The organism is Actinorugispora endophytica, assembly GCF_004363075.1.
Lineage (GTDB): Bacteria > Actinomycetota > Actinomycetes > Streptosporangiales > Streptosporangiaceae > Actinorugispora > Actinorugispora endophytica.
In genome coordinates this window covers 48,067-72,848 of record NZ_SNYN01000005.1, presented here as the reverse complement: position 1 = coordinate 72,848, position 24,782 = coordinate 48,067, and the positions used below count along the sequence as shown (strand labels likewise).

24 protein-coding genes and 1 pseudogene are annotated in these 24,782 nt (G+C 71.4%); 13 read left to right on the top strand and 12 right to left on the bottom strand.

What is annotated here, in order from left to right:
• Window positions 1–242 precede the first annotated feature (242 nt).
• The 5 genes and pseudogenes from EV190_RS09200 to EV190_RS09180 all read right to left on the bottom strand — a co-directional run bounded on the left by EV190_RS09200 (window position 243) and on the right by EV190_RS09180 (window position 6,276).
• Complete coding sequence (locus EV190_RS09200; protein WP_133741071.1) at window positions 243–539, bottom strand: hypothetical protein; 297 nt, start codon at window positions 537–539, stop codon at window positions 243–245.
• 41 nt (window positions 540–580) lie between these two features.
• On the bottom strand, window positions 581–994 hold the full coding sequence (locus EV190_RS09195) for an NUDIX domain-containing protein (protein ID WP_133741070.1): 414 nt from the start codon (window positions 992–994) through the stop codon (window positions 581–583).
• Window positions 995–1,039: 45 nt separating this feature from the next.
• Window positions 1,040–1,291 carry a hypothetical protein gene (locus EV190_RS09190; RefSeq protein ID WP_133741069.1) on the bottom strand — a complete coding sequence of 84 codons (252 nt, stop codon included), beginning with the start codon at window positions 1,289–1,291 and terminating at the stop codon, window positions 1,040–1,042.
• Between the two features lie 205 nt (window positions 1,292–1,496).
• Window positions 1,497–2,579, bottom strand: a pseudogene (locus tag EV190_RS09185) (ribonucleotide-diphosphate reductase subunit beta); the annotation flags it as partial.
• A 16-nt stretch (window positions 2,580–2,595) separates the two neighbouring features.
• Window positions 2,596–6,276, bottom strand: coding sequence for a ribonucleoside-diphosphate reductase subunit alpha (locus tag EV190_RS09180; RefSeq protein ID WP_394345506.1), 3,681 nt, complete (start codon window positions 6,274–6,276; stop codon window positions 2,596–2,598).
• Window positions 6,277–7,014: 738 nt separating this feature from the next.
• On the opposite strand from EV190_RS09180, the gene EV190_RS09175 reads away from it, so the two are divergent.
• The gene (locus tag EV190_RS09175; protein ID WP_133741067.1) at window positions 7,015–7,419 is read left to right on the top strand and encodes a VOC family protein; all 405 of its coding nucleotides are present in this window, start codon (window positions 7,015–7,017) and stop codon (window positions 7,417–7,419) included.
• On the opposite strand, the gene EV190_RS09170 is transcribed toward EV190_RS09175, so the two are convergent.
• Complete coding sequence (locus EV190_RS09170; protein WP_208113122.1) at window positions 7,408–8,112, bottom strand: helix-turn-helix domain-containing protein; 705 nt, start codon at window positions 8,110–8,112, stop codon at window positions 7,408–7,410. The two genes, EV190_RS09175 and EV190_RS09170, sit on opposite strands and share 12 nt — an antisense overlap.
• Before the next feature lie 42 nt (window positions 8,113–8,154).
• The gene (locus tag EV190_RS09165; protein ID WP_133741066.1) at window positions 8,155–9,360 is read right to left on the bottom strand and encodes a DUF418 domain-containing protein; all 1,206 of its coding nucleotides are present in this window, start codon (window positions 9,358–9,360) and stop codon (window positions 8,155–8,157) included.
• A 136-nt stretch (window positions 9,361–9,496) separates the two neighbouring features.
• Here EV190_RS09165 and EV190_RS09160 point away from each other — a divergent pair, with 136 nt between their 5' ends.
• Window positions 9,497–10,102 carry a TetR/AcrR family transcriptional regulator gene (locus EV190_RS09160; protein WP_133741065.1) on the top strand — a complete coding sequence of 202 codons (606 nt, stop codon included), beginning with the start codon at window positions 9,497–9,499 and terminating at the stop codon, window positions 10,100–10,102.
• Window positions 10,103–10,176: 74 nt separating this feature from the next.
• Here the strand turns inward: EV190_RS09160 and EV190_RS09155 are convergent, their stop codons facing one another.
• The 4 genes from EV190_RS09155 to cutA form a co-directional block, all read right to left on the bottom strand.
• Window positions 10,177–10,731 carry a hypothetical protein gene (locus EV190_RS09155; RefSeq protein ID WP_133741064.1) on the bottom strand — a complete coding sequence of 185 codons (555 nt, stop codon included), beginning with the start codon at window positions 10,729–10,731 and terminating at the stop codon, window positions 10,177–10,179.
• A gap of 38 nt (window positions 10,732–10,769) precedes the next feature.
• Entirely contained in the window at window positions 10,770–12,380 is a 1,611-nt protein-coding gene (locus tag EV190_RS09150; RefSeq protein WP_133741063.1) for an NYN domain-containing protein, read from the bottom strand.
• A gap of 219 nt (window positions 12,381–12,599) precedes the next feature.
• On the bottom strand, window positions 12,600–13,208 hold the full coding sequence (locus EV190_RS09145) for a hypothetical protein (RefSeq protein ID WP_133741062.1): 609 nt from the start codon (window positions 13,206–13,208) through the stop codon (window positions 12,600–12,602).
• The gene (gene cutA / locus EV190_RS09140) at window positions 13,175–13,519 is read right to left on the bottom strand and encodes a divalent-cation tolerance protein CutA (protein ID WP_133741061.1); all 345 of its coding nucleotides are present in this window, start codon (window positions 13,517–13,519) and stop codon (window positions 13,175–13,177) included. The genes EV190_RS09145 and cutA overlap by 34 nt, the downstream gene beginning before the upstream one ends.
• Window positions 13,520–13,583: 64 nt before the next feature.
• On the opposite strand from cutA, the gene pyrE reads away from it, so the two are divergent.
• Window positions 13,584–14,117 (top strand): orotate phosphoribosyltransferase, encoded by a 534-nt coding sequence (gene pyrE / locus EV190_RS09135; RefSeq protein WP_133741060.1) that lies wholly within the window; start codon window positions 13,584–13,586, stop codon window positions 14,115–14,117.
• A 48-nt stretch (window positions 14,118–14,165) separates the two neighbouring features.
• On the opposite strand, the gene EV190_RS09130 is transcribed toward pyrE, so the two are convergent.
• Complete coding sequence (locus EV190_RS09130; protein WP_133741256.1) at window positions 14,166–14,552, bottom strand: DUF4115 domain-containing protein; 387 nt, start codon at window positions 14,550–14,552, stop codon at window positions 14,166–14,168.
• A gap of 351 nt (window positions 14,553–14,903) precedes the next feature.
• Between EV190_RS09130 and fbaA the strand changes: the two genes are divergently transcribed.
• From fbaA to murA, 10 genes are all read left to right on the top strand, one after another.
• Window positions 14,904–15,926 carry a class II fructose-bisphosphate aldolase gene (gene fbaA / locus EV190_RS09125; RefSeq protein WP_133741059.1) on the top strand — a complete coding sequence of 341 codons (1,023 nt, stop codon included), beginning with the start codon at window positions 14,904–14,906 and terminating at the stop codon, window positions 15,924–15,926.
• Between the two features lie 77 nt (window positions 15,927–16,003).
• A complete protein-coding gene (locus tag EV190_RS09120; protein ID WP_133741058.1) occupies window positions 16,004–16,420 on the top strand; it encodes a DUF3151 domain-containing protein in 417 nt (138 codons plus the stop codon).
• A 252-nt stretch (window positions 16,421–16,672) separates the two neighbouring features.
• A complete protein-coding gene (locus EV190_RS09115; protein ID WP_133741057.1) occupies window positions 16,673–17,956 on the top strand; it encodes an adenylosuccinate synthase in 1,284 nt (427 codons plus the stop codon).
• Window positions 17,957–18,136: 180 nt separating this feature from the next.
• Window positions 18,137–19,390, top strand: coding sequence for a phosphoribosylamine--glycine ligase (gene purD, locus EV190_RS09110; protein WP_133741056.1), 1,254 nt, complete (start codon window positions 18,137–18,139; stop codon window positions 19,388–19,390).
• Window positions 19,391–19,478: 88 nt separating this feature from the next.
• Window positions 19,479–19,778: a hypothetical protein gene (locus tag EV190_RS09105; RefSeq protein ID WP_133741055.1), complete on the top strand. Its 300-nt coding sequence runs from the start codon at window positions 19,479–19,481 to the stop codon at window positions 19,776–19,778.
• Complete coding sequence (locus EV190_RS09100) at window positions 19,775–20,188, top strand: type II toxin-antitoxin system VapC family toxin (RefSeq protein WP_133741054.1); 414 nt, start codon at window positions 19,775–19,777, stop codon at window positions 20,186–20,188. The genes EV190_RS09105 and EV190_RS09100 overlap by 4 nt, the downstream gene beginning before the upstream one ends.
• Before the next feature lie 33 nt (window positions 20,189–20,221).
• Window positions 20,222–21,529, top strand: coding sequence for an adenylosuccinate lyase (purB, locus tag EV190_RS09095; RefSeq protein WP_133741053.1), 1,308 nt, complete (start codon window positions 20,222–20,224; stop codon window positions 21,527–21,529).
• 4 nt (window positions 21,530–21,533) lie between these two features.
• Window positions 21,534–22,184 (top strand): hypothetical protein, encoded by a 651-nt coding sequence (locus EV190_RS09090; protein WP_133741052.1) that lies wholly within the window; start codon window positions 21,534–21,536, stop codon window positions 22,182–22,184.
• Window positions 22,185–22,224: 40 nt separating this feature from the next.
• Entirely contained in the window at window positions 22,225–23,136 is a 912-nt protein-coding gene (locus EV190_RS09085; RefSeq protein ID WP_133741051.1) for a phosphoribosylaminoimidazolesuccinocarboxamide synthase, read from the top strand.
• Between the two features lie 343 nt (window positions 23,137–23,479).
• Window positions 23,480–24,775, top strand: a complete 1,296-nt coding sequence (gene murA / locus EV190_RS09080) for a UDP-N-acetylglucosamine 1-carboxyvinyltransferase (RefSeq protein WP_133741050.1) — start codon at window positions 23,480–23,482, stop codon at window positions 24,773–24,775.
• Window positions 24,776–24,782: the final 7 nt, after the last annotated feature.

Sequence of the window (24,782 nt, the reverse complement as noted above, 5' to 3'; positions counted from 1 at the left end):
GAGGCTCCCCACTGTCGGTGATCGAACGGGTACGACCCTCGACGCATCCTGGCTTCCCCGGCCTCCCCGATCAATGGCCGATACCGATCTGCCCACCGAGTCGAGACCGCGCCGTCTCCCGCGCCGGACCCCCTTGTCCCGCGCGACCAGCGCGCCGGACCGGCGTTGTCCGATCGGCCATTGCCCCGGGCCCCACACACGACGGCGGCCCGGACCGCGCACCAGCCGGTCCGGGCCGTCCCTCACGTGTGATCGAAGAGTCGCCCGGACAGGGCCTCGGTGGTGCCGACGCAGATGAAGTGGGCGTCGGCGAGTGCGGCGGCCCCACCGTAGTCGGTGGTGAAGCGCAGCCGCCCCGCTTCGATGTTGCGGGCCAGGAGGTCGTCCAGGCCGGGTTCGTGGAACGGGGAGCGGCCGACTGACAGGGTGTCGATCTTGCCCTGGTCGACATCAATGCCGATCACCTCGAAGCCGGTTTCGGCCAGGCAGGAGGCATGGACGGCTCCGAGGTGGCCACAACCGATGACACTGATACGCATGTGTTTCCTTTCCGGGGCCGCCGCCCCGGAAAAGAGCACGGTCAGGGACGGTCGGCCAGGTAGCGGTGGATGGCGGTACGGATGAAGGGCGGGATCAGCAGGGTGTCGAGAAGGTCGGGGGTGACCCAGCCGAGACTGGTTCCCTCGCTCAGCGGCAGGGCGGCGGCCTCTCCTTCCCAGGACCCGGCGTAGACGGTGATGAGTTGGCCGGAGCCGTGGACGTCGGGGACCTCGAACAGTTCGGCCAGGTCGTCGGCGGCCAGGCCGGCCTCCTCTTCCAGTTCGCGCACGATCGCCTGGCGTGGGCTCTCACCCGGGTCACACCCGCCGCCCAGCACCGACCAATGGCCTGGCCAGGCGATATGGGGGACGTCGTCGCGCAGGTGCAACAGGAGGTCGCCGCGGGCATTGGCGATGATGGCCACCGCGCCACGGGGCTGGTCGTCAACTCGCATGCGGCCACAGTAGGCGCCTCCTGGTGCTGGTAAGTCCTGTCGGGTTCAGGCGGCGTGGCGCTGGGGTCCGGCGACCCAGAAGGCGGTGAGCAGGGCTTGGGCGCGGGTGCGATCGAAGCGACCGGTCGGTCTGAGCCCGGCCCGCAACAGCGGAAGCAGGGCCGGCGGAGCGGTGGGGAGGGCTGCGTGAATCCGCTCCTCGCACCAGGGGGACAGCAGGCCCGGGTCGTTCAGCCAGGCGGGGACCGGGGAGGCGAAGCCGCGCTTGTCGGTGGACGCCCACACCTCCTCGGCCACACCCAGTTCTCGGGCGGCGTCCCGCTCTCGCTCGGAATGATCACGGGCTTTCCGCCCTTCCAGGCCCCGAAACGGGCAGAAAGCCCAAGACCGTCAACGTAACCCGCACGCAACGCACACGGTGGGCGCGACCTCGCCCCGCACACGACGGCGGCCCGGACCGCGCACCAGCCGGTCCGGGCCGTCCCTCACGTGTGATCGAAGATCAGTCCCAGTCCAGGCCGCCACCCGTCTGGTACTCGATCACCCGGGTCTCGAAGAAGTTCTTCTCCTTCTTCAGGTCCATCATCTCCGACATCCACGGGAAGGGGTTCTCGGCCTGGCCGAAGATCGGGGCCAGGCCGATCTGCTCGGCGCGGCGGTCGGTGATGAAGCGCATGTACTGCTCGCACAGCTCGGAGTTGAGCCCGAGGATGCCCCGTGGCATGGTCTCCCTGCCGTAGGCGACCTCGAGCGCGCACGCGTCGGTGAGCATGGCGCGCACCTCGTCCTGGAACTCCTGGGTCCACAGGTGCGGGTTCTCGATCTTGATCTGGTTGATCACGTCGATGCCGAAGTTCAGGTGGATGCTCTCGTCCCGCAGGATGTACTGGTACTGCTCGGCGATGCCCACCATCTTGTTGCGGCGGCCGAGCGAGAGGATCTGCGCGAAGCCGGTGTAGAACCACATGCCCTCGAACACCACGTAGAACGCGACGAGGTCGCGCAGGAACGCCTGGTCCGCCTCCGGCGTTCCGGTGGCGAAGTCCGGGTCCTCCAGGTTCCGGGTGTACTCGAGCGCCCACGCGTCCTTCTCGGTGATCGAGGGGACCTCGCGGTACATGTTGAACAGCTCGCCCTCGTCCAGGCCGAGGCTCTCGCAGATGTACTGGAAGGTGTGCGTGTGCACGGCCTCCTCGAACGCCTGGCGCAGCAGGTACTGGCGGCACTCGGGGTTGGTGAGGTGCCGGTAGACGGCGAGCACCACGTTGTTGGCCACCAGGGACTCCGCCGTGGCGAAGAAGCCGAGGTTGCGCTTGAGCATGAGCCGCTCGTCCTCGGTGAGGCCGTCGCGGGACTTCCACAGCGCGATGTCGGCCTGCATGGCGACCTCGGTGGGCATCCAGTGGTTGTTGCACCCGGCCAGGTACTTCTCCCACGCCCAGCGGTACTTGAGCGGCAGCAGCTGGTTGACGTCGGCGCGGGAGTTGATCATCCGCTTGTCCGCGACGTCGACGCGCGCGGCGCCGCTCTGGATCGCACCGAGACCGGTGGAGTCGGCGGTCGTGGTCATGGTCTCCTCGTTCCTTCGTCGCGTCCGGGGATCACTGGCAGGCTTCGCAGTCGGGGTCGTCCAGCGAGCAGAACGCGGCGGCGTCCGGGTCGATGTCCGGGACGGAGGCCGCCTCCGGGGCGACCGGGGCGACCGGGGTCGCCGGGGACGGCGACGGGCTCGGCGCGGGGGCGGGGACGGCGGCCGGGGCGGGCGCCGGGGCGGCGGCCGGGACCGCCGAGACGGCGTTGAGCTTGCCGTCGGTGCCCTTGAGCGTGCTCTTCTCCACGTGCGTGGCGCTCTGCGAGCGCAGGTAGTACGTGGTCTTGAGGCCCTTACGCCAGGCGCGCCGGTACAGCTCGTCGAGCTTGCGGCCGCTGGGGGCGGCCATGTACAGGTTCAGCGACTGCGCCTGGTCGATCCACTTCTGCCGCCGGGACCCGGCGTCCACCAGCCAGGACGGGTCGATCTCGAAGGCGGTGGCGTACAGCTCGCGCAGGTCGGCCGGGACCCGGTCGATCCCGCCGAGGCTGCCGTCGTGGTACTTCAGCGCCGACACCATCTCCTCGTCCCACAGGCCGCGCTCCTTGAGGTCGCGGACCAGGGAGGGGTTGACGACGGTGAAGTCGCCGGACATGTTCGACTTGACGTACAGGTTGCGGTAGATCGGCTCGATGGACTGGCCGACGCCGGTGATGTTGGCGATGGTCGCGGTCGGCGCGATCGCCATCACGTTGGAGTTGCGCATCCCCACGGCGCGCACCCGCTCGCGCAGCGCGTCCCAGTCCAGGCGCTGCGTGGCGTCCACCTCCAGGTCGCCGCGGCGCGCGTCGTCCAGCAGGCGCAGCGAGTCGACGGGCAGGACCCCCTTGCTCCACAGCGAGCCGTCGAAGGAGGCGTAGGCGCCGCGCTCGGCGGCCAGGTCCGCCGAGGCCGCGATCGCGTGGTAGCTGATCAGCTCCATGCTCTCGTCGGCGAACTCCACGGCCGCGTCCGAGGCCATGGGCAGGCGCAGCTCGAACAGCGCGTCCTGGAAGCCCATCAGGCCCAGGCCCACCGGGCGGTGCCGCGTGTTGGCGCGCTCGGCCTCGGGGATCGTGTAGAAGTTCACGTCGATCACGTTGTCGAGCATGCGCACGGCGGTGCGCACGGTCCCGCGCAGCCGCTCGGCGTCCAGGCCGTCCGGGCCGACGTGGTTGGCCAGGTTCACCGAGCCCAGGTTGCACACGGCGACCTCGTCGGCGCTGGTGTTCAGGGTGATCTCGGTGCACAGGTTGGAGGAGTGCACGACACCGGTGTGCTGCTGCGGGGAGCGCAGGTTGCACGGGTCCTTGAAGGTGATCCACGGGTGGCCGGTCTCGAACAGCATGGTCAGCATGCGCCGCCACAGGTCCACCGCGCGCACCCGGCGGAACACCGTGACCTCGCCGCGGTCGGCGGCCCGCTCGTAGGCGGCGTAGCGCCGGGCGAACGCCTCGCCGTAGAGGTCGTGCAGGTCGGGGACCTCGTCGGGGGAGAACAGCGTCCACTGGGCGTCGCTCTCGACCCGTTGCAGGAACAGGTCCGGCACCCAGTTCGCGGTGTTCATGTCGTGGGTGCGGCGGCGCTCGTCACCGGTGTTCTTGCGCAGGTCGAGGAACTCCTCGACGTCGATGTGCCACGTCTCCAGGTACGCGCACACCGCGCCCTTCCGCTTCCCGCCGTTGTGCGCGAGCCCGGCCGTCGTCATGTACGACTCGTCCGTCTCGACCTTGAGGTCGAACACGGTGGGAACAGCTTCGGTGGGAGCCACGTCACGGATCCGGGTGAAGACCATTCCGCCGTACTCGAACCAGTTCCGCTTGGTGAGCGGCCTGCATCCGAGGAGTTCGGCGATGCCGGAGACCGCCGGGACCCGGATGTCGAACGCCTTCACCGTGCCGGAGAAGGCGGTCTCGGTTCCATCGGACCGGCGCCCGGTGTGCGACTGCTCCCGCTCCCGGTACTGGCCGGCGGCGGGAACGCCGAGTCGCAGCAACTGGTAGCGGATCCCCGTCGCGAGCGGTCGGGACGTGGTCGTGAAGTAGATCTCGACGCCTCGGGACACTCCGCCGTCGGTCTCCAGCAGTCCCTGGAGCATCGCGCGCGTCTGCGCGTGGGGAAGGTGGCTGAACCTGCGCGCGACGCGCTTGTTCTTCTGCCCGTCGTAGAGGTCGTCGCGGGTGAAGGGAAGAGTCGGCTCGCCCGCGCCGGTGATGCGGCCGGTCGCGGGGTCGCGGAGGACTCCCAACCCCGAGGCCCAGCGGATCTGCCGGTACGTGTCACCCTGCCCGGCCTCCCAGAAGTGGATGCCGCGTTCGGTGAGGTAGTCCCGCACGAAGTCGAGGTGGGTGTCCAGTTCGGGATTCCCCGACACACCCCACTCCATGCCGTCCTTCGCGAGGTGTCCGTCACCCAGCAGGATCCCGTAGAGCCGGGCGTCCTCCTCGGTGAGCCCAGGGACCGGAACGATCTCCTTCGGCACGACCTGGCCGACGTAGTCGCCCTTGGACAGCTGCCCGGCCTCCACCCACTCGGCCCGGACCTTGTCGTTCTCCAGCCACTTCAGGGTCCTGCTGTTGGACTGCTCCAGCGGGACTCCCTGGATCGCGTAGAAGGGGTGCCCCGCGGTGACCCTCAGCTTCTCGACCGAGTGCTTGACGTCGATCTCGACCATCGGATCGGTCTGGTCGTAGAGCATGACATCGGTGACCTCGCGGTATATGCCGCTCTGCCCCAGTACCAGATCGCCGATCCGGATCTCGGAGATCGCCTTGGCGCCGTCGGCGGTGTAGACGGGGGTGTCGGGCGCGAAGCACTGGTTCACCGCCACCGCCGTGTCGTTGGCGATCTTGAGGAACGGGACGACGCCCTGGCTCTCGCCGTTGGTGCCCTTGATGTGCGCGCCCATGCCGCGCACCGGCGTCCAGTCGTTGCCCAGGCCGCCGGAGTACTTGGAGAGCAGGGCGTTGTTGCTGATGCCGTGGAAGATCTCGCCCAGGTCGTCGCCGACGGTGGTGAGGAAGCAGGAGGACAGCTGCGCGCGCCGGGTCCCGGAGTTGAACAGGGTGGGGGTGGAGCACATGAAGTCGAACGAGGACAGCAGCCCGTAGAACTCGATGGCGCGGGCCTCGCGGTCGTCCTCCTTCAACGCCAGGCCCATGGCCACGCGCATGAAGAACGCCTGCGGCAGCTCGTAGCGGGTGCCCCCGCTGTGCAGGAAGTACCGGTCGTACAGGGTCTGCAGGCCGAGGAAGGTGAAGTCGAGGTCGCGCTCGGGGCGCAGCGCCGCGCCGAGGCGGTCCAGGTCGAAGGCGGCCAGTTCCGGGTCGAGCTGCTCCAGTTCGACGCCGCGCGCGACGTACGCCTTCAGGTAGTCGGCGTAGCGGCCGGTCATGGCGGCCTGGGTGGCCTCGTCGAAGCCTCCGGCGAGGAAGGTCAGCGCCTCGCGGCGGAGCTTGTCCAGCAGCAGCCGGGCGCTGACGTAGGAGTAGTCCGGGTCGGCCTCGACGTAGGTGCGCGCGGCCATGACCAGCGCGAGCTCGACCTCGGCGGCGGTGATCCCCGGGTACAGGCCGCGCCGGGCCTCCGCGACGACCGTCTCCGCCGAGGCGCCCGCGAGGCCCGCGCACGCCTCGGCGACCACCACGCGGATCCGCTCCATGGGGTCCGCGGAGGCGGCCGCTGCGGGCTCGACGTCCGTGTCGATGGTCAAGGTTGGCTCCAACCAGGTAGACGAAACCGGTCGGGGTCCCGAGGGGAGAAGCGCACGCGGACGGGGCATGCGGCGCACCACCGCAGACCTGGATCCCCCGACTACGCGGCGGCTCCCCCTCGGAGCCCCGTTCTCAGCGCTCTGGGCGCACGCCGGTGGACAGGTCTGTCGGCTTCGCGGGCACGGGGGGCTCTCCGCCGCCCCTCTCCTACCGGCCGCCGCTTCCCGGACCTTCCCGGCCCGGTACCTGATGACGGCTTTCGTTCCCGCTCACCGCTGGGGCGACCCCGGAATCCCACCGGGTCCCCTCGCGCTTCGCCTTGGCCGCAGGGCCTCGGCGAACCACCAGCGGGTCAAGACTCTACATCCACGGCGGAGGAGAAGCCACATCATCTGGGGGTCACCGGAGGGACGGCCACAACATGATGGTGTGTCGGCCCCTGGCCTCCACGGAACGAACGATTCCCCGGGACGGGGTCCGCTCCTCCCGGTGATCTTGACCTTTTCGGGGTCTCAACCGCCTCCGAGACCCCGAAAAGGTCAAGATCACCGGAGAGAGCGCCAAGAACGCGCCGCCCGGCTTGATCCCCGTGGGGAGGTCCACTCCCGCAACCCGTCGACCAACGTGTGGCGGCTCGTGGCCGGGGTCCGCCGGACGGACTGACCAGAACCACGGCATGGGGCCGCGTGTCCGTTTCCTTCAAGACCCGGGCGGGGACCGGCGCCTACGGTGGCGGCATGGCTATCACCTTCAACGCGATCGGCATCGCGGTCTCGGACATGGCGCGCTCACTGGCCTTCTACCGGCGGCTCGGGCTCGACATCCCCGCCGGGGCCGACTCCGAGCCGCACGTCGAGGTCCGGCTCGACGGCGGGACGCGGCTCCTCTTCGACACCGACGACGTCATCCGCTCCTTCGACCCCGGCCACGACCCCGAGGCGCTCACCCCGGGCGGTGGACGGCTCGGGCTGGCCTTCGCCTGCGACACCCCGGCGGCCGTGGACTCCGCCTACGCGGACCTGGTCGCCTCGGGCTGCAAGAGCCACCTGGAGCCCTGGGACGCCTTCTGGGGGCAGCGCTACGCGGTCGTGTACGACCCCGACGGCAACTCCGTGGACCTGTACGCGCCGCTAGCCGACTAGGGAACCCGGCGGCACGCCGGCCAGGGAGCGGACCTCGCGGGTGAGGTGGGCCTGGTCCGCGTAGCCCGCCACCGCCGCCGCCTCGGCCAGCGCCGTGCCCGCGCGGACGAGGTCCAGGGCGCGGTTCATCCGCAGGACCCGGTCCAGGGTCTTGGGGCCGTACCCGAACGCGGTCAGGCACCGCCGGCGCAGCTGGCGCTCGCTCAGGCCGATCTCCCGGGCCGCGTCGCGCACCCGCGGACCCGGTGCTCCGCCGGGACCGGCTTCGAGGCGGGCCAGGACGGCGGCGGCCACCGGGTCGGCCAGGTCCTCGCGCACCGGCAGCTCCGCGACGCCCGCCTCCAGCTCCGCGGCGGGGTCGTCGGCGGCCTCCAGCCGTTCGGCGAGACGCCGCACCAGACGCCCGGGCCAGAGCGCGTCCAGCGGCGTCCTGCTGTCGCGCAGCTCCACGGCCGGAACCCCGATGACCGCGGGCCCTCGTCCCGGCGCGAAGCGCAGTCCGATGTGGACGTCACCCGGCTCGTCCCGCACCAGCTGCGCCGTGGTGTCCGGTCCGGCGACGAGCAGGCCGCCCCGGACCCAGAGGATGTCCATGCAGCCGTCGGGCAGGACCCGGCGCTCCCCCGCGTCCTCGGGCTCCCGGTCCCACCACAGCACCGCGTCCGGCACCCGGGACGGCCTCTCCTGGTACACGCGCGCTCCTCTCCCGGCCGGAGCGCGCACGTGCCCCGGCTGCTACCGTGCCCGCTCCGCCACGGGCCGGCGCGGCCCGTAGGTGAGGCGGCGCAGCAGCGTCTCGGCGGGGCCCCTGCGGCCCGCCCTGCGGCCGGCCTCGGCGACGACCACGGTGGCGAGCCACACCGCGACGCCCACCGCGACCGCGCCGGCCACCCCGACGTGGGAGTTCAGGGACAGCGTATAGGGCAGGAACAGCACGACCCAGGCCACCGACTGGAGCAGGTAGCCGGTCATCGACCACTGGCCGCACGCGGCCAGCGCGGTCACGACCGGCCCCCGGCGCCCGCCCAGGCGGACGGCGACCAGGGCGACGAGCGCGGCGTAGCCGAACCCGCCCGCGTACCCGGTGACCGTGTGCAGGTGGAAGAACGCCCACGCCACCGCGCTCGACGGGACCTCGACGAGGCCGGTGGCCACGAGCATCTGCGGCACGCCGCCCAGGACCGCGACGGGGATTCCGACCAGCGCGGTGCGGCGCAGCAGCGCCAGGTTCCGCTCGGGGCGCTCCAGCACCTTCCGCCGCGCTGCCCAGACGCCCACCAGGAACGGTCCGGCCGAGGCGATGACCAGGAGCACGGTGAGGACCGGCCAGACCGAGACGCGGATGAAGGCGTCGGTCAGCGGGCCGATCGGAGCCGCCTCCGCGCCCGGGTCCGGGGCGGTGAGGCCGGTCAGGGCGAACATCGCCGCCGTGTAGAGGAGCGACCCCAGGACGAGCCAGGCGCCCGCGCGCACCGGGAGCCGATCGGGGGCCAGACGCAGCACACCCGCGAAGAGCAGCGCGATCAGTCCGTAGGCTCCCAGGATGTCGCCGGAGTACAGCAGCAGGGCGTGCAGGAAGCCGAACAGCAGGAGCCACCAGCCGCGCCTGCGCACGACGGCGCGCGCTCCGCGCCATCCCCGTCCCGCGGCCTCCTGCCGGGTGGCGACCATGACGAGCCCGTAGCCGAACAGGGCCGCGAACATCGGGTAGCCGCGCCCTTCGGCGAACAGGGTGACGGCGCCGGTCACGACGGCGTCCAGCGGGGTCAGCGACCCGGAGTGGGCGCCGCCCGCGTAGTAGGGGGCCACGAAGAGGTAGGCGTGCACGACGGCGATGACCAGCAGCATCGCGCCGCGGGCGAGGTCGGGGGCGAGTGAGCGCTCGGTGATGCCGGTGGCGCCCACTGCGGGCGCCCGAGCTGCGGAGGAGGGTGCGGGCATCGGTGTTCCCATCATCTCGAACCTGGTGGAATGGCGAAGGCGGGGATGTGGGGGACCCCACGTCCTCTAGATACGGAAGCGTATCCAATAATGGCAGAAGAAGATACGGGAACGTATCTAATTGTGTGGAGAAGTCATGGCTGAAGAGAAGAAGCCGCACCGCCCGGGGCGGTCCCGGCGGCGCGGCGCGGAGCTCGTCGAGGCCATCCACCACGCGGTGATCGAGGAGGTCCTCCAGGTCGGCGTGGGCGGACTGACCATGGAGGGCGTGGCCAAGCGCGCGGCCACCGCCAAGACGGTGCTCTACCGGCGCTGGTCCTCTCCCCAGGACGTCCTCCTGGACGCCCTCTACGAGACGTTCCCCCAGGAGACCCCGTCCCCCGACGCCGACGACCTGCGCGGCGACCTGCTCCGCAGCCTGCGGCAGCTCACCGACTGGATGCGGCGGCCGACCGGGCGCGCCGTGGCCGAGGTGATCGTCGAGCGGCACCGGCACCCCGAACTCGCCGAGGCCATGTACAAGCGGGTGTTCGACCCGCGCGGCGGCCGGTTCACCCTCACCGTCATGCGGCACTACGCGGAGCGCGGCGTCATCGACCCCGCCCGCGTGACCCCGGTCGTGGCCGACATCGGCGAGGCGATGCTCGGGAAGTTCGTGACCGACACCGGCCTGTTCCCCGACGAGGAGTGGATCGCCGCGGTCGTGGACCAGGCGATCCTCCCCGCCCTGGGCGTCCGGTAGTCCCCCGCCGACCCCGACCGTTCCGGGCTCTCAGAGGCGGTCGAGCCCCCGGAAGGGTCGAGATCAGCGGGAATCTACTCGTCCAGCATGCGGTCGAGGGAGTCCTCGTCCAGGCCCAGGTCCACCCGGATGCGGAAGCGGATCCGCAGGAGCTCCATCAGGAGGTCGTGCATGTACGGGGAGACGTCCTGGTGCCGGAAGCGCTCGACTCCCAGGGTGGCCCAGGTGTGGGCGCTCTCCAGGTCGGAGTGCGCCAGCAGGGTCTCGGCGATGTGGATGTACGTGGGCAGGTTGCGCGCGCCCAGGGCGTTGAGGCGCTCCAACTGGGCGTAGGCGTCGTCGACGCGGTCGAGCTCCAGCAGCGCCCCGGCCAGCAGGGCGCGGGCGTCGATGATGGTCGTCCCGCCGTCGTCGATCGCGCGCTGGTAGGCGGCGGCCGCCCGCTCGGCCTCCTGGGCCATCTCCCACTGCTCGCCCGCCCGCACGAACAGCTCCGCGCGGCAGATCTCGCTGTCCGCCTCCACCTGGTTGGCGAGGTCGACCAGCTGCCTGGCCACCGCGTCGTGGTCTCCGGACCGCACGGCCTGGAACTCCAACCGGTCGAGGTCCGCCGTCGTCACGCGGGTCATCGCAGTCCTCCTGCTCCACACCGGTCCGACACCGGTGATCACGTGCGGGAACGCTCCAGGGCGTCCCAGAAGCCCTGCCGCAGGGCGTGCCTGACCTCGTCGCGCAGGAGGAAGTCGATGGGCAGCGCGGATCCCTGCAGCAGTCGCGCCTCCAGGTCGGACGGCATCCGGGGCTTGCGCGCCAGTACCGCCTCCAGCCACAGCGCGGGGGCGTCCCGGGCTATGGACTCGGCGAAGTCGCCGCCCTCACGCCGGGCGACGTCGACGGCCTCGTCCACGGACCGGTTCACGGCCTGGCCGCCCGGCGGGGTGTACCCGATCCGCGGTGTGGCGTCGGTGTAGGGCCCGTGCTGGACCCGGTTGTCCTGCGGGCTGGGGCCAGTAGCGGTCTCGAAGCCCCTGCGGGCTCGGCGAGCGCTCCGGTAGCGGGGGTCAACCCCCGTACTGGCCCCAAAAGTAGGGTTTGGTCCGGTGCCACCTCCGAACCCGGGGTTCTCCCCCGTGCCGCCTCCGAAGCGCGGGTCCGGTGGAGCGCCCCGCGACGGTGGTGGGGCCTCCCTGTCGTAGCCGCCGTTGCCCGTCATCGGGTCGTGGTGCGCGCCCGCCTGGTGGGACGGGTTCGGCTGCCCCTGCCCGGGGGGCGGGTAACCCCCCTGCTGGACGCCGCGCATGCTCTGGTGCGCGCCGGTGGGCTGCGCGGCGTGGCCGGGCTGGGGGCCGGTCGGGGGACCGGCGGCCATGCCGGGGTGCGCGCCGGTGTGCGACGGCGGCTGCCCCGGGTACCCCCCGGCGTCCGCGGCCGGCTGCCCTCCGGTGCGCGGCTCCATGCCGGACGTGCCCTGCGGGGCCAGCTGGTCGCCGTTCCCGCGCTGCTGGGCCAGGCTCTGGCGCATGGCGCGCAGCTGGTCCATCGCGTTGCCCGAGGCCGCCTGCTGGGCTCCCGTGACGGCGAACATCGCCTCCAGCGAGGCCGTGGACGGCTCCACGCGGGGCGCGCCCGCGTGCGCCGTGGCGGGCTGGCGGGTGACCGGTCCCGTGCCGGGGCGGGAGCGGCCGTTGGAGACCGGTCCGCCCTGCTTGGCCGGGATGGTGTCATCGGCCGGTCCGACGCCCGCGTCGAGCAGGCTGACGTGCGGCCGCAGGTGTCCCGCGCCGATCTCGATGAGGTCGTCGCACTCTCGGCGCAGTGCGCGCGAGATGGTCCAGTTCCCCTCGACCGAGATGTTCACCACGGTGACCCGGACCCCGAGTTCCTGGACCTCGGCGACGACCGGGGCCATGTCCTCGTCCCCGCTGATGAGCACGGCGTCGCAGATCGCGCTGCTCCTGGCCAGGGCGACCAGGTCCCGTTGCACATAGCTTTCGACGCCTTCTCGCCGACCGGGGCGGATGCGGGCGGCGCGGAACTTGACGCCCGGGATGTCCGCGATGCCGTCCTGCTCCTGGGAGCGGCGGCCGTCGGCCACCGCCTCGTACCAGTAGCAGCGCAGCGGGGGCAGTCCCGTGCGGTCCCGCGCGACCTCGTTGAGCAGTTGCACGAGAGCCGCGTAGTCCCACGACACGGAGTCGCGGTTGCGTGTCCCGTGCACGGCCATCGCGCCATCGGCCAGGAGGTAGCCGGCGTCTACGAACAGCGCGCAGCGATCCACGCGACACCGCCCCCTTCCTTGGTTCTGGCGGGTCCGGGAGCGAAACGCGACCGGAGCCGTCCAGTGGTTCGGTACTCGGCCAATTGAAGGCCGGGCCACAGCCTAGCCAAGTCTGTGCCGGTTTGGAGGGCGAGCCGCACACCGGGGTCCGCCTCCGCCGGAACCGGTCCGCGTCGACTCGGGGAAGCCCCGCCTCGCGAAGGGTCCCGCACCGGTGACTCAGAGTTCGGCGATCAGTCCCACCAGTTCCTCCGCGAGCGGGCGTCCGCCCGCCTCGCGGACCGGCCACGACCGCATCCCCGCCAGGCGGGCGGCGTGGGCGTAGCCGTCGCCGGTGCGCAGGTAGCCGCAGGGCGCGTCGGGCCAGTCGGCGCCCGGGGGGAGGGGTTCGGTGAAGAACTCCGGGGGGCGGACGGGCGGGTCGAGGTGGTGCTGGGCCGCCGCGAGCTCGGCGCGGGTGGGGGTGCCCGGCTGCGGGAGGAGCGCGTCCACCAGGACGTATCCGGCGACCGCGCGGTGGGCGGCGCGCTGGGCGGCCCCGATGGCGGGGAGCAGCGGCCCCGCCGCCCCGGCCGCCACCGGCAGGATCGGCCCGGCCGGAGCGGCGGCGGCGATCTCCAGGGCGGCGCGCGCCACGTAGCGGGCGGCGAAGGGCGGGCGGTCGTCGTCGGCGACCTCCGCGACGAGCACCTCGGCCCCGAGGCCGGCGAGCGCGCGCGGCAGGCTCCCCCAGTCCGCGGCCGAGCCCAGGGGGCTGTGCAGCAGCACCAGGCAGGGGAGGCCCTCTCCGGGCGTCACGGCCGGGGCCGGGTGGACTCGGTGACCCATTCGAGGTACTCGGGGTGGCCGCCCTCGACGGGGACGGCCACGATCTCGGGGACGTCGTAGGGGTGCCGGTCGGCGATGTGCGCGGTCAGCTCGGCCAGGCGGTCTCCCGCCGTCTTGAGCACGAGCCGCCACTCCTCGTCGGTGCGGACCTCGCCCGCCCACCGGTACACGCTCGTGACGGGGCCGCTGACCTGGGCGCACGCGGCCAACCCGGCCCGGACCGCCCCGTCCCCCAGCTCCAGGGCCGAGGCTCGGCCGTCCGTCGCGACCTCCACCCGCACGTGCTCGGCGCCGCCGTCGGCGTACGTCATACAGCCCCCTTCGACCGGGTCCGGAGAACGCCCCCAGCTGCTCGTATGGCTAGGCTCGGACGTCATGAGCGACCGTGACGATCTCCTCCGACAGATCAACGATAAAGCCGTCGTGCGCGGCAAGGTGACCCTTTCCTCGGGTATCGAGGCCGACTACTACGTGGACCTGCGCCGGATCACCCTTGACGGCGGGAGCGCCCCGCTGGTGGGGCGCGTGATGCTGGACGCGACCGCCGACCTGGGGTACGACGCCGTCGGCGGGCTCACCCTGGGCGCGGACCCGGTGGCCGCCGCCATGCTGCACGCCGCAGCGGGGCGCGGGCGCCGGCTGGACGCCTTCGTGGTGCGCAAGGAGGGCAAGGCGCACGGCCTCCAGCGCCGCATCGAGGGTCCTGACGTGAAGGGCCGCCGCGTGCTCGCGGTCGAGGACACCTCGACGACCGGCGGGTCGGTGCTGACCGCCGTCGAGGCGCTGCGCGAGGCCGGGGCCGAGGTCGTCGGGGTGGCCGTCATCGTGGACCGCGGGGCGCGGGACAAGGTCGTCGGCGAGGGCCTCGAGTACCGGGCCGCCTACACGCTGGCCGACCTGGCCGTCTGACCGGTCGACCGCTCTTCTCCGCCGTGGCGTCCGGGACGCGCCCGCCGCCTACTCCGCCGCCACGGCGGTGAAGGTGTATCCCGGCGCCTCCTCCTTCACGTTCTTGGGTTCGCCGTTCACGTACACCTCGACCGCGGCCGGGTCACCCAACGTGACGTCCATGCGCGGCTGGGCGTATGTGACGTACTGCCCCTGGGCCATGGTCGTGTCTATGAGCACCTCTCCTCCGGGCACCCGCACGAGCACGTCGCTGGACTCGCCCGTCACCCGGATGTACAGCACCTTCATGTCACTGGCGACTGTTTCGGGGGAGGCGAGGGCACCGGACTCGTCAGGCACCACGAGGTCGCTGTTGCCGGGGAGGGAGCGGTAGAAGAAGTACCCGCCCAGCACGACGAGGATGACCAGTAGCACGACTGCTCCGGCGATGGCCAGTGCCTGGCCAACGCCTCTCGGATCATTGCGATGTCGTCCCACGCTGCTGAATGTAGCGCCAATCACCCATAACAATCGACATTGGTACGACTCCTTCTTTTCCAGCACCCGATCTCCCACGGAGAGCACCCGCCCGGCCACGGACGGTTCGCGGAATCGGCGCCGTGACGCGTGCCGCCCGGTTGCGACCCGGTGCAGATCAGGGCATTTTGGTCTAGACCTTTCGCGGATGGCCCGTGTTCGCGATACTTGCTCGGGTAACCCCACGAAAATCCGCCGTGGAAGACTTGGCCTCAGGGACCACCGAGGCCAGGTCCCTCAACACTCCAGGCCAACCAGGGAGTCATCACCATGCCTATCGCAACGCCAGAGGTCTACACCGAGATGCTGGGCCGCGCGAAGTCCCAGGGCTTCGCCTACCCGGCGATCAACGTGTCGTCGAGCCAGACCCTGCACGCGGCGCTGCGCGGCTTCGCCGAGGCCGAGAGCGACGGCATCATCCAGATCTCCACCGGCGGGGCCGACTACCTGTCCGGCTCGACCGTCAAGGACATGGTCACCGGTTCGGTCGCGTTCGCCGAGTTCGCCCGCGTCGTCGCCGCCAAGTACCCGGTCAACATCGCGCTGCACACCGACCACTGCCCCAAGAACAAGCTCGACGGGTTCGTGCGCCCGCTCCTGGAGATCTCCAAGGAGCGCGTGGCCAAGGGCCAGGAGCCTCTGTTCCAGTCCCACATGTGGGACGGCTCCGCGGTCGAGCTCGAGGAGAACCTGCAGATCGCCGAGGAGCTGCTGGCCGCCTCCAAGGCCGCCCGCACGATCCTGGAGATCGAGGTCGGCGTCGTGGGCGGCGAGGAGGACGGCATCGTCGGCGAGATCAACGAGAAGCTCTACACCTCCCCGGCCGACGCCCTTCGCACCGCCGAGGTCCTCGGCCTGGGCGAGAAGGGCTACTACATGACCGCCCTGACCTTCGGCAACGTGCACGGCGCGTACAAGCCCGGCTTCGTCAAGCTGCGCCCGTCGGTCCTCAAGGAGGCCCAGGACGCGGTCAGCGCGAAGTACGGCAAGGACCGCCCCTTCGACTTCGTCTTCCACGGCGGCTCCGGCTCCACCCACGAAGAGGTCACCGAGGCCGTCAGCTACGGCGTCGTGAAGATGAACGTGGACACCGACACCCAGTACGCGTTCACCCGCCCGATCGTCGACCACGTCATGAAGAACTACGACGGCGTGCTCAAGACCGACGGCGAGATCGGCAACAAGAAGGTCTACGACCCCCGCTCCTACGGCAAGGCCGCCGAGGCGGGCATGGCCGCGCGCGTCGGCGAGGCCGCCCAGTGGCTCGGCTCCGCGGGCAACCGGATGAAGTAGGTCCGCGCGGACCCCGCGACGACGCGGACCCCCGGCCGACCGGCCGGGGGTTCCGCTTCTTCGGGCAGGATGGGGGCATGGATCTGCGTCAGAATCTGCTCGGCGGCCCGCCGCCCACCGAACTCCCCGACCACCCCGCCGCCCGGGAGGCCCTGGCCGCGGCCGCCGACCCCTCCGAGGTCGCCGCGCGCTTCCCCGGGTACTCCGCGGCCTGGGCCGCGCTCGCCGAGCGCGCCTACGAGGCGGGGCAGGACGTCGCCGCGTACGCGTACGCGCGCACCGGCTACCACCGGGGCCTGGACCAGCTGCGCCGCTCCGGGTGGAAGGGGCACGGCCCGGTCCCGTGGGAGCACGAGCCCAACCGCGGCTTCCTGCGGTCGCTGTACTACCTCGGCAAGGCCGCCGAGTCGATCGAGGAGACCGAGGAGGCCCAGCGGTGCGCCGCCTTCCTGCGCGACAGCAGCGAGGAGGCCGCCAGGGCCCTCGGAGGCTGACCGGCGCCGCCGGCCCCCGGCCCGGCCCCGTCGTTCACACGGCGTTCGCGCAGGAGAAAGGCCCCGGAACCGGTGGGCCGCGGCCCGTCGTCGGGGCCACCTGCGCGTTCGCCCCTTAACGCGCGACGACCCGTCGTGTAGCCTCTATACGCAAGAGCCCCTGTCGCTTCTTGCGCCAGGGGCTTCGGCATGTCCGGGGCACACGGAACGACCGCTCCCGGTCTGACGCGAAGAATGAAGAGGTAGACGGCGATGCCGGCGATCACGCTCGTTGGAGCCCAGTGGGGGGACGAGGGCAAGGGGAAGGCCACCGACCTTGTCGGAGGCCGCGTTGACTACGTGGTTCGCTATCAGGGCGGCAACAACGCGGGGCACACCGTCGTCATCGGCGACCAGAAGTACGCGCTGCACCTGCTGCCGTCGGGCATTCTCTCCCCCGACGTCGTGCCGGTCATCGCCAACGGCGTCGTCATCGACCCGGGGGTGCTGTTCGAGGAGCTGAACGGCCTCAACAAGCGCGGCGTGGACACCTCCCGCCTGCTGATCTCGGCGAACGCGCACCTGATCATGCCCTACCACCGGGCCCTGGACAAGGTCAGCGAGCGCTTCCTCGGCAAGGGCCGGATCGGCACCACCGGCCGCGGCATCGGCCCCACCTACGCCGACAAGATCTCCCGCGCGGGTGTGCGCGTGCAGGACATGTTCGACACCGGGATCCTGCGCAAGAAGCTCGAACTGGCGCTCAACGACAAGAACCAGGTCCTCACCAAGGTGTACAACCGCCGCGGCCTGGAGCTGGAGCCCATCCTCGAGGAGTACCTGGGATACGCCGAGCTCCTGCGCCCGTTCGTGGCCGACACCTCCCTGGTCCTGAACCGGGCCCTGGACGAGGGCAAGACCGTGTACCTGGAGGGCTCCCAGGGCACCCTCCTGGACATCGACCACGGCACCTACCCGTTCGTCACCTCCTCCTCCCCCACCTCGGGCGGCGCGTGCGCGGGCTCGGGCATCGGCCCCACCCGCATCACCAAGGTCGTGGGCATCCTCAAGGCGTACACCACCCGCGTCGGCTCGGGCCCGTTCCCGACCGAGCTCCACGACGAGTGGGGCGAGTGGCTGCGCACCCAGGGGCACGAGTACGGCGTCACCACCGGGCGCAACCGCCGGTGCGGCTGGTTCGACGCGCCGATCGCCCGCTACGCCACCCGGGTCAACGGCATCACCGACTTCTTCCTCACCAAGCTCGACGTGCTGTCGGGGCTGGAGCGCGTCCCGGTCTGCGTCGGCTACGACGTGGACGGCACCCGGCACGACGAGATCCCGATGACGCAGACCGACTTCCACCACGCGGTGCCGGTCTACGAGCACTTCGACGGCTGGGACGACGACATCACCGGCGCGCGCTCGTTCGAGGACCTGCCCAAGAACGCGCAGGCGTACGTGCGCGCGCTGGAGGAGCTGTCCGGCGCCCCGATCTCGGCCATCGGCGTCGGCCCGGGCCGCGACCAGACCCTGGAACTGCGCTCCCTGGTCTAGCGGGACGGGCTTCCCCGCGGGGCCCGGGGTTCCTCCCGGGCCCTCCCGGGCAGATACCGGGGAGACCGCAGACCACCGCGGGGCCGGGCTCCGGTCCGCGTCCCCCTCGATTTCTCCCGGCCCGGGGCCGACACGCCCCGGGTTCCCCATCCATCCCTGCGAACCAATAGGGTCCCTCCTGTGAAAGCCCTCGTGATCGGCGGCGGCGGCCGCGAGCACGCGCTCGTCCGCGCGTTGTCCCTCGACCCCGGCGTGACCAGCCTGCACTGCGCCCCCGGCAACCCCGGGACCTCGGAGCTGGCGGAGAACCACGTCATCAACGTCACCGACGGCCTGGCCGTCACCCAGCTGGCCGCGCGCATCGGCGCGGAGCTGGTGGCCATCGGCCCCGAGGCCCCGCTGGTGGCCGGGCTCGCCGACGAGCTGCGGCGGCGCGGCATCCCCGTGTTCGGCCCGGACCGGGAGGCCGCCCGGATCGAGGGCTCCAAGGCGTTCGCCAAGGAGGTCATGGAGGCGGCGGGCGTCCCCACCGCCAAGGCCAGGGTGTGCCGCACGGCCGCGCAGGTCAGCGAGGCGCTGGACACCTTCGGCCCGCCGTACGTGGTGAAGGACGACGGCCTCGCCGCGGGCAAGGGCGTCGTCGTCACCAACGACCGGAAGGCCGCCGAGCAGCACGCCCGCGAGTGCGGCCGGGTGGTGATCGAGGAGTACCTGGACGGTCCCGAGGTGTCGCTGTTCGTGCTCAGCGACGGCCGCCACGCCGTCCCGCTGCTGCCCGCCCAGGACTTCAAGCGCGCCTACGACGGCGACGAGGGCCCCAACACCGGCGGCATGGGCGCCTACGCCCCGCTGCCGTGGGCCCCGCCGGGCCTGGTCGAGGAGGTCATGGCGAGCGTGGTGCGGCCCACCATCGCCGAGATGGACCGGCGCGGCACCCCCTACCAGGGCCTGCTGTACGTGGGGCTGGCCCTGACCTCCAACGGCACGCGCGTCGTGGAGTTCAACGCCCGCTTCGGCGACCCCGAGACGCAGGTCGTGCTGGACCGCCTCGCCACCCCGCTGGGCGTGCTGCTGCAGGCCACCGACACCGGCGGCCTCGGCGGGGTGTCCGCCCTGGACTGGCGCCCGGGCGCGGCCGTCACCGTGGTCGTGGCCGCCGAGAACTACCCGGGCGACCCGGTCAAGGGCGACCTGGTCGGCGGCCTGGCCGAGGCCGACGCCGTGGAGGGCGCCTACGTCCTGCACGCGGGCACCGCCTGGAGCGGCGCGCGCGACGTCAAGGCCAACGGCGGCCGGGTGCTGAGCGTCGTGGGCTCGGGCGCGGACCTGGCCCAGGCCCGCGAGCGCGCCTACGCGGCGGTGGACCGGATCGACCTGCGGGGGTCGTTCCACCGCGCCGACATCGCGGAGAAGGCGGCGCTGGGAGAGGACTGAGGACCTGTGGACAGTGCCAGCGCACGAAACCCCTTTTCGCTACATTGGGGAACGTGAAGAACGCGGAACGAATCCGGGGGAGACAGACATGACCACACCGGTGAGGCGTCCCAAACGGGCCCGGGTCCACCACAGCCGAGACGAGGTGACCGTCGCCTTCTCGAGGGAAGACCTCCAAGCGGCGGGGGTCGAACTTGACGAAACCGTCGATTTCGACCTGACTCCCACCGGTGAAATCACTCTGCACTCCCACCAGCGGCCTCGTCGAAGCATCACCGAGTTCGCGGGCACTATTCCGGGATTCTCCGTCGATGTCGACGCGCTCCGAGACGAGTGGAGCGACCGGGAACGTGAGATGCGGGAACGTCACAGTGGCGGAAACCGGTGACCATCGCCCTGCTCGACACCAACATCGTCGTCAGCCTGCTCAACAGCAACGACGCCATGCACGAATCGGCACTGAAGACGGTACGCGTGTGGGAGGATCGGTCGGCCGTTTTCCCGCTGTCCGTCATCGTGTGGTCGGAGCTGTTGACCGGAGCATTCCGCCAGCCGGAAAGCACCTTCGCGTTCTCACGGCTGAAAGCGATGCGGGACGGTTATTTCTCCGACGTCGTTCCCGTGTGCGAGGAGGTCGCGGACCACGCCGCGCGCCTGCGGGCGGTCGACGCCGCGCTCCGGCTGCCGGACGCTCTTGTCATCGCCTCAGGCATCCACGTCGGCGCTGACGCCGTCCTCACCGCGGACAAAAAACTCAAGAAAGTCGCCCCCGGACTCGTCGAGCTCGTCACCGTCTGACCGACCGCCGCGCACACCTGCCAAAATGGTGGTGTGATCGAGCGCTACACCCTTCCGGAAATGGGCCGCGTCTTCAGCGACGCCCACAAGTACGAGCTCTGGTGCCAGGTGGAGACCCTGGTCCTGGAGGCCCACGCGGTGGCTGGAACCGTGCCCACCGAGGCGGTGGAACCCGTGCGGCAGGCGCCGCCGCCGACGCCCGAGCGGGTGGCCGAGATCGAGGCGGTGACCCAGCACGACGTCATCGCGTTCCTCACCGCCTGGGCCGACAACACCGAACCGCGCGACGCCGCCAAGTGGGTCCACTTCGGCATGACCTCCTCCGACCTGCTGGACACCGCGCTGGCGGCGCAGCTGGTCGAGGCCACCGACATCCTCCTGGCCAAGGCCGACGACCTCGTGGCGGTGCTGCGCGACCACGCGCTGGAGCACCAGGGCACGCTGCGGGTCGGCCGCACGCACGGCATCCACGGCGAACCCGACGTGTGGGGCCACCGGGTCGCGGACTTCGCGTTCGCCATGGCGCGCTCGCGGGACCGGCTGCACCGCGCCCGCGAGGCCGTCGGCGTGATGGCGATCTCCGGCCCTGTCGGGACCTACTCCAACATCGACCCCCGCGTCGAGGGCTACGTCGCCGAGAAGCTGGGGCTGCGCGCCGCGGACGTGTCCACCCAGGTGGTGCTGCGCGACGGCATCTCCGAGTGGGTGAGCGCGCTGGCGATCGTCGCCACCGTCTGCGAGGCGATCGCCCTGGAGGTCCGGCACGGCCAGCGCACGGAGGTGCGGGAGCTGTGGGAGCCGTTCGGCAAGGGGCAGAAGGGCTCCAGCGCCATGCCCCACAAGAAGAACCCGATCATGTCCGAGCGCATCTGCGGCATGGCGCGCAACGTGCGCGCCCAGATCGTGCCGGTCATGGAGGGCATCCCGCTGTGGCACGAGCGTGACATCTCCCACTCCTCCACCGAGCGCATCTCGCTGCCCGACGCCGCCGTCGCGACCGACTACCTGCTGAACCTGACCACCCGGCTGATGCGGGGACTGGTCGTGGACGCGGACCGGATGCGGCACAATCTGGAGTCCACGCACGGGCTCATCTACTCCTCGACGGTGGTCTCCGAACTCATCGAGACCGGCATGTCGCGCGAGGACGTCTACGCGCTCGTGCAGACCGCGGCCATGCGCACCTGGGAGACGGGGACGGACTTCCGCCAGACCCTGCGCGAGCGGGCCGCGGCGGACGGGGTCGGACTCGACGAGGCGCGGCTGGACGAGGTCTGCCGCCCCGAGCGGTTCGTCCGCCGCCTGGACCGCGTCTTCGACCGGTTGAAGGGCCTGAGCTGATCCGATGCTGACTCCCGACCAGTACACCGAGGCGGTCCGACGGCGCCTGCACGGCACGCGCGCGCGTGTCATGGAGGACCAGCAGGTCGGCCCCGGCCGGGTCCTGGTCGGGATCCGCTCGGAGAACGTGATGCTGACCCCGGTCAGCACGTACGTCGTGGTGGCGCGCACCGAGTTCGCCACCGGGGCGATGCTGCGCGACTTCTGCCGGCACGCCGACGCCTACGCCAGGCGCCTGGCCGGCGGCGGGGTGGGCTGGGTCAGCGGGGCGTGCACCATCGCCGCGGTGGTCGCGGGCGGCGCCGACCACGACGCCCAGCAGTTCGCCGGGCAGCAGGCGCAGGTCGGCTGGGGCACCACCCTGCGGCCGGTGGTCGTGGACCTGGGCAGCGGGAACGTCGTCACCAACCTGTCCACGGGGTTCGTGGGCGCGCTGGCGGTCAACAGCGTCAACGAGAACGTGCGCCGCTACTTCCCGCTGCCCGCCGAGGCGTACGCCGAACTCGGCCACGCCCGGGGCGGGGCGCCGGGTCGCGGCCCCTCGGCTCCGCACCCGCACCAGACGCCGCACCAGACGCGTCCGCCGCACGGCGCCCCGCCGCCGCACGCGCCCCAACCGCCGCCCCCGCCGCCCGACGGCTACCGGCGCTACTGACCCTTCCTTCTTCCCGGCCTTCTCACCTGCGAGGACAGTCATGAGCGGTTTCGTCGAAAAGCCCGCGCCCGCGGTGGTCCCGGGCCTCACCCACCTGCACACCGGCAAGGTGCGCGACCTCTACGCCACGGAGTCCGGCCAGCTGGTGATGGTCGCCAGCGACCGGATCTCGGCGTACGACTGGGTGCTGCCCACAGGGATCCCCGGGAAGGGCCGGCTGCTCACCCAGTTGTCGCTGTGGTGGTTCGAGCAGCTCGCGGACCTGGTGGACAACCACGTCGTCTCGGACGTCCCGCCTGCGGGCGCGCCCGCCGACTGGGCGGGCCGCACGCTGGTGTGCCGCAGGCTCGACATGGTCCCGGTGGAATGCGTGGCGCGCGGCTACCTGGCCGGGTCGGGGCTGAGCGAGTACGTCGCGAGCGGTTCGGTGTGCGGCGTCGAACTCCCCGAGGGCCTCCTGGACGGCTCCCGGCTGAACGAGCCGATCTTCACCCCGGCCACGAAGGCCGAGGTCGGCGAGCACGACGAGAACGTCTCGTTCTCGGTCGTGGCCGAGCGGCACGGCGCCGCGCTCGCCGGGGAGCTGCGCGACCTGACCCTGGCGCTGTACTCGCGGGGCCGCGAGCTCGCGGAGGCGCGCGGCATCCTGCTGGCCGACACCAAGTTCGAGTTCGGGCACGGCCCCGAGGGCGGGCTGGTACTCGCCGACGAGGTGTTCACCCCCGACTCCTCACGCTTCTGGCCCAAGGAGTGCTGGGTGCCCGGCCGGGCCCAGCCGTCGCTCGACAAGCAGTTCATCCGCGACTGGCTGACCTCCCCGGCCTCGGGCTGGGACCGCGCCGCCGACACACCGCCCCCGGCGCTCCCCGACGAGGTGGTGGAGCACACCCAGGCCAAATACGCCGACGTGTTCGAGCGGTTGACCGGCCGAAAGGCCGATCTCGACGGGTAGGGGCCGCTACCGGCCGCGCGATGTCATCGGTTTGGACCGGTAGGACGTAAAGTGGGGGTCGGTGTCCCGAACATCCCGACGCGAAGCGGCCGCAGGTGTGCGGGGTGTCACAGGACGAACCGCACGGCCGTGCGAACTCTCCACGGTGCGGACGTGTCACACCGGACGGGAGCCCCGCATGGTTCGCGGCAGCGGAAGCGCGTTGCTATAAAGACATCGCTGATCGGCCACCGACCGAACTCTCCTCGTCGGAACTCTTCACCTGTTCGCCGCATCTGACCACCAACAGGTCGCACCGACGAGACCACCCTTGAATTTCTGCCTCACGAAGGAGCCAAAGCGCATGGGCCAGGAGGTTCGCTACCGCGTCCGCGGCGGTCGTCCCCTCAACGGGACCGCATTCATCCAGGGCGCGAAGAACGCCGTCCTCCCGATGATCGGCGCGGCCCTGCTCGCGTCCAAGGGCCGTACCGTTCTGCGGAACGTGCCCATCATCCAGGACGTCCGGCGCGCGCTGGAACTCGCCGAATACGTGGGCGCCAAGGTCGAGTTCCACGAGTCCGAGCGCACCATCGTCATCGACGCCTCCCAGCTCGACGACCCCGAGCGGGCTGTCCTCCCCGCCGACATCGCGGCCCGCTTCCGCGGCTCCGTGCTGTTCGTCCCGGCGCTCATGCACCGCATGGGCCGCGCCCGCATCGAGGGCGTGGGCGGCTGCAACCTCGGCAGCCGGAACCTCGACTTCCACTACCGGGGCTTCGCCCGCCTGGGCGCCGAGGTGACCGAGGACGCCGAGCGCAACCACATCAACGTGGAGGCCGGCAACCTCCGGGGCGGCCGCCTCTACCTCGACACCCCGTCGCACACCGGTACCGAGAACCTGCTCATGGCCGCGGTGCTCACCCCGGGCACCACCGTCATCGAGCACGCCGCGCTGGAGCCCGAGGTCCTCGACGTCATCGAGTTCCTGAGCAACATGGGCGCCAAGATCAGCGGCGGCGGCACCGGCCTCATCACGGTCGAGGGCGTCAAGGAGCTCACCGCGGTCGAGCACCGCATCATGTCGGACCGCATCGACTCGGGCGTCTTCGCGATGATGGCCGCGGCCACCGGCGGCGACGTCAGCCTCGTCGGCGCGCACCTGGACCACCTGGGGGTGGCCCGCTGGAAGCTCGAGCAGATGGGCGTCCAGTTCTCCCAGCAGGGCGCGGTCCTGCACGTCCGCCGCGACCCGTCCGCCCCGCTGCGCCCGATCAACGCCGTGACCTCGCCCTACCCGGGCTTCGCCACGGACCTGCAGTCGCCGCTGATGGCGCTGGCCACGCTGGCCGAGGGTGAGAGCTACATCCACGAGGCCATCTACGACGGCCGCTTCGCGCTGGCCGACGAGCTCAACAAGATGGGCGCCAAGATCGAGGTCGACGGCACCCGCGCCATCGTGCACGGCCCCACCGCCCTGCGCGGCACCGAGGTCGTCGCACACGACCTGCGCAGCGGCGCGGCCGTGGTCCTGGCCGGCCTGGTCGCCGAGGGCGAGACGATCGTGTCCCCGGGCTACCCGGTGGACCGCGGTCACTCCCAGTTCGCCACCCGGCTGGCCGCCCTGGGCGCGGACGTCATTCGCGAAGAACTCGGCTAGTACGGAA

Excerpts from the sequence above, each read along its gene's own strand:
- EV190_RS09085 (WP_133741051.1), top strand. The coding sequence starts at position 22,225 with ATGAGCGGTTTCGTCGAAAAGCCCGCGCCCGCGGTGGTCCCGGGCCTC.
- EV190_RS09120 (WP_133741058.1), top strand. The coding sequence starts at position 16,004 with ATGGATCTGCGTCAGAATCTGCTCGGCGGCCCGCCGCCCACCGAACTC.
- EV190_RS09105 (WP_133741055.1), top strand. The coding sequence starts at position 19,479 with ATGACCACACCGGTGAGGCGTCCCAAACGGGCCCGGGTCCACCACAGC.
- EV190_RS09200 (WP_133741071.1), bottom strand. The coding sequence starts at position 539 with ATGCGTATCAGTGTCATCGGTTGTGGCCACCTCGGAGCCGTCCATGCC.
- fbaA (WP_133741059.1), top strand. The coding sequence starts at position 14,904 with ATGCCTATCGCAACGCCAGAGGTCTACACCGAGATGCTGGGCCGCGCG.
- EV190_RS09175 (WP_133741067.1), top strand. The coding sequence starts at position 7,015 with ATGGCTATCACCTTCAACGCGATCGGCATCGCGGTCTCGGACATGGCG.
- EV190_RS09155 (WP_133741064.1), bottom strand. The coding sequence starts at position 10,731 with ATGACCCGCGTGACGACGGCGGACCTCGACCGGTTGGAGTTCCAGGCC.
- EV190_RS09160 (WP_133741065.1), top strand. The coding sequence starts at position 9,497 with ATGGCTGAAGAGAAGAAGCCGCACCGCCCGGGGCGGTCCCGGCGGCGC.
- murA (WP_133741050.1), top strand. The coding sequence starts at position 23,480 with ATGGGCCAGGAGGTTCGCTACCGCGTCCGCGGCGGTCGTCCCCTCAAC.
- EV190_RS09195 (WP_133741070.1), bottom strand. The coding sequence starts at position 994 with ATGCGAGTTGACGACCAGCCCCGTGGCGCGGTGGCCATCATCGCCAAT.
- EV190_RS09090 (WP_133741052.1), top strand. The coding sequence starts at position 21,534 with ATGCTGACTCCCGACCAGTACACCGAGGCGGTCCGACGGCGCCTGCAC.
- EV190_RS09165 (WP_133741066.1), bottom strand. The coding sequence starts at position 9,360 with ATGCCCGCACCCTCCTCCGCAGCTCGGGCGCCCGCAGTGGGCGCCACC.
- pyrE (WP_133741060.1), top strand. The coding sequence starts at position 13,584 with ATGAGCGACCGTGACGATCTCCTCCGACAGATCAACGATAAAGCCGTC.
- EV190_RS09115 (WP_133741057.1), top strand. The coding sequence starts at position 16,673 with ATGCCGGCGATCACGCTCGTTGGAGCCCAGTGGGGGGACGAGGGCAAG.
- EV190_RS09145 (WP_133741062.1), bottom strand. The coding sequence starts at position 13,208 with ATGGGTCACCGAGTCCACCCGGCCCCGGCCGTGACGCCCGGAGAGGGC.
- cutA (WP_133741061.1), bottom strand. The coding sequence starts at position 13,519 with ATGACGTACGCCGACGGCGGCGCCGAGCACGTGCGGGTGGAGGTCGCG.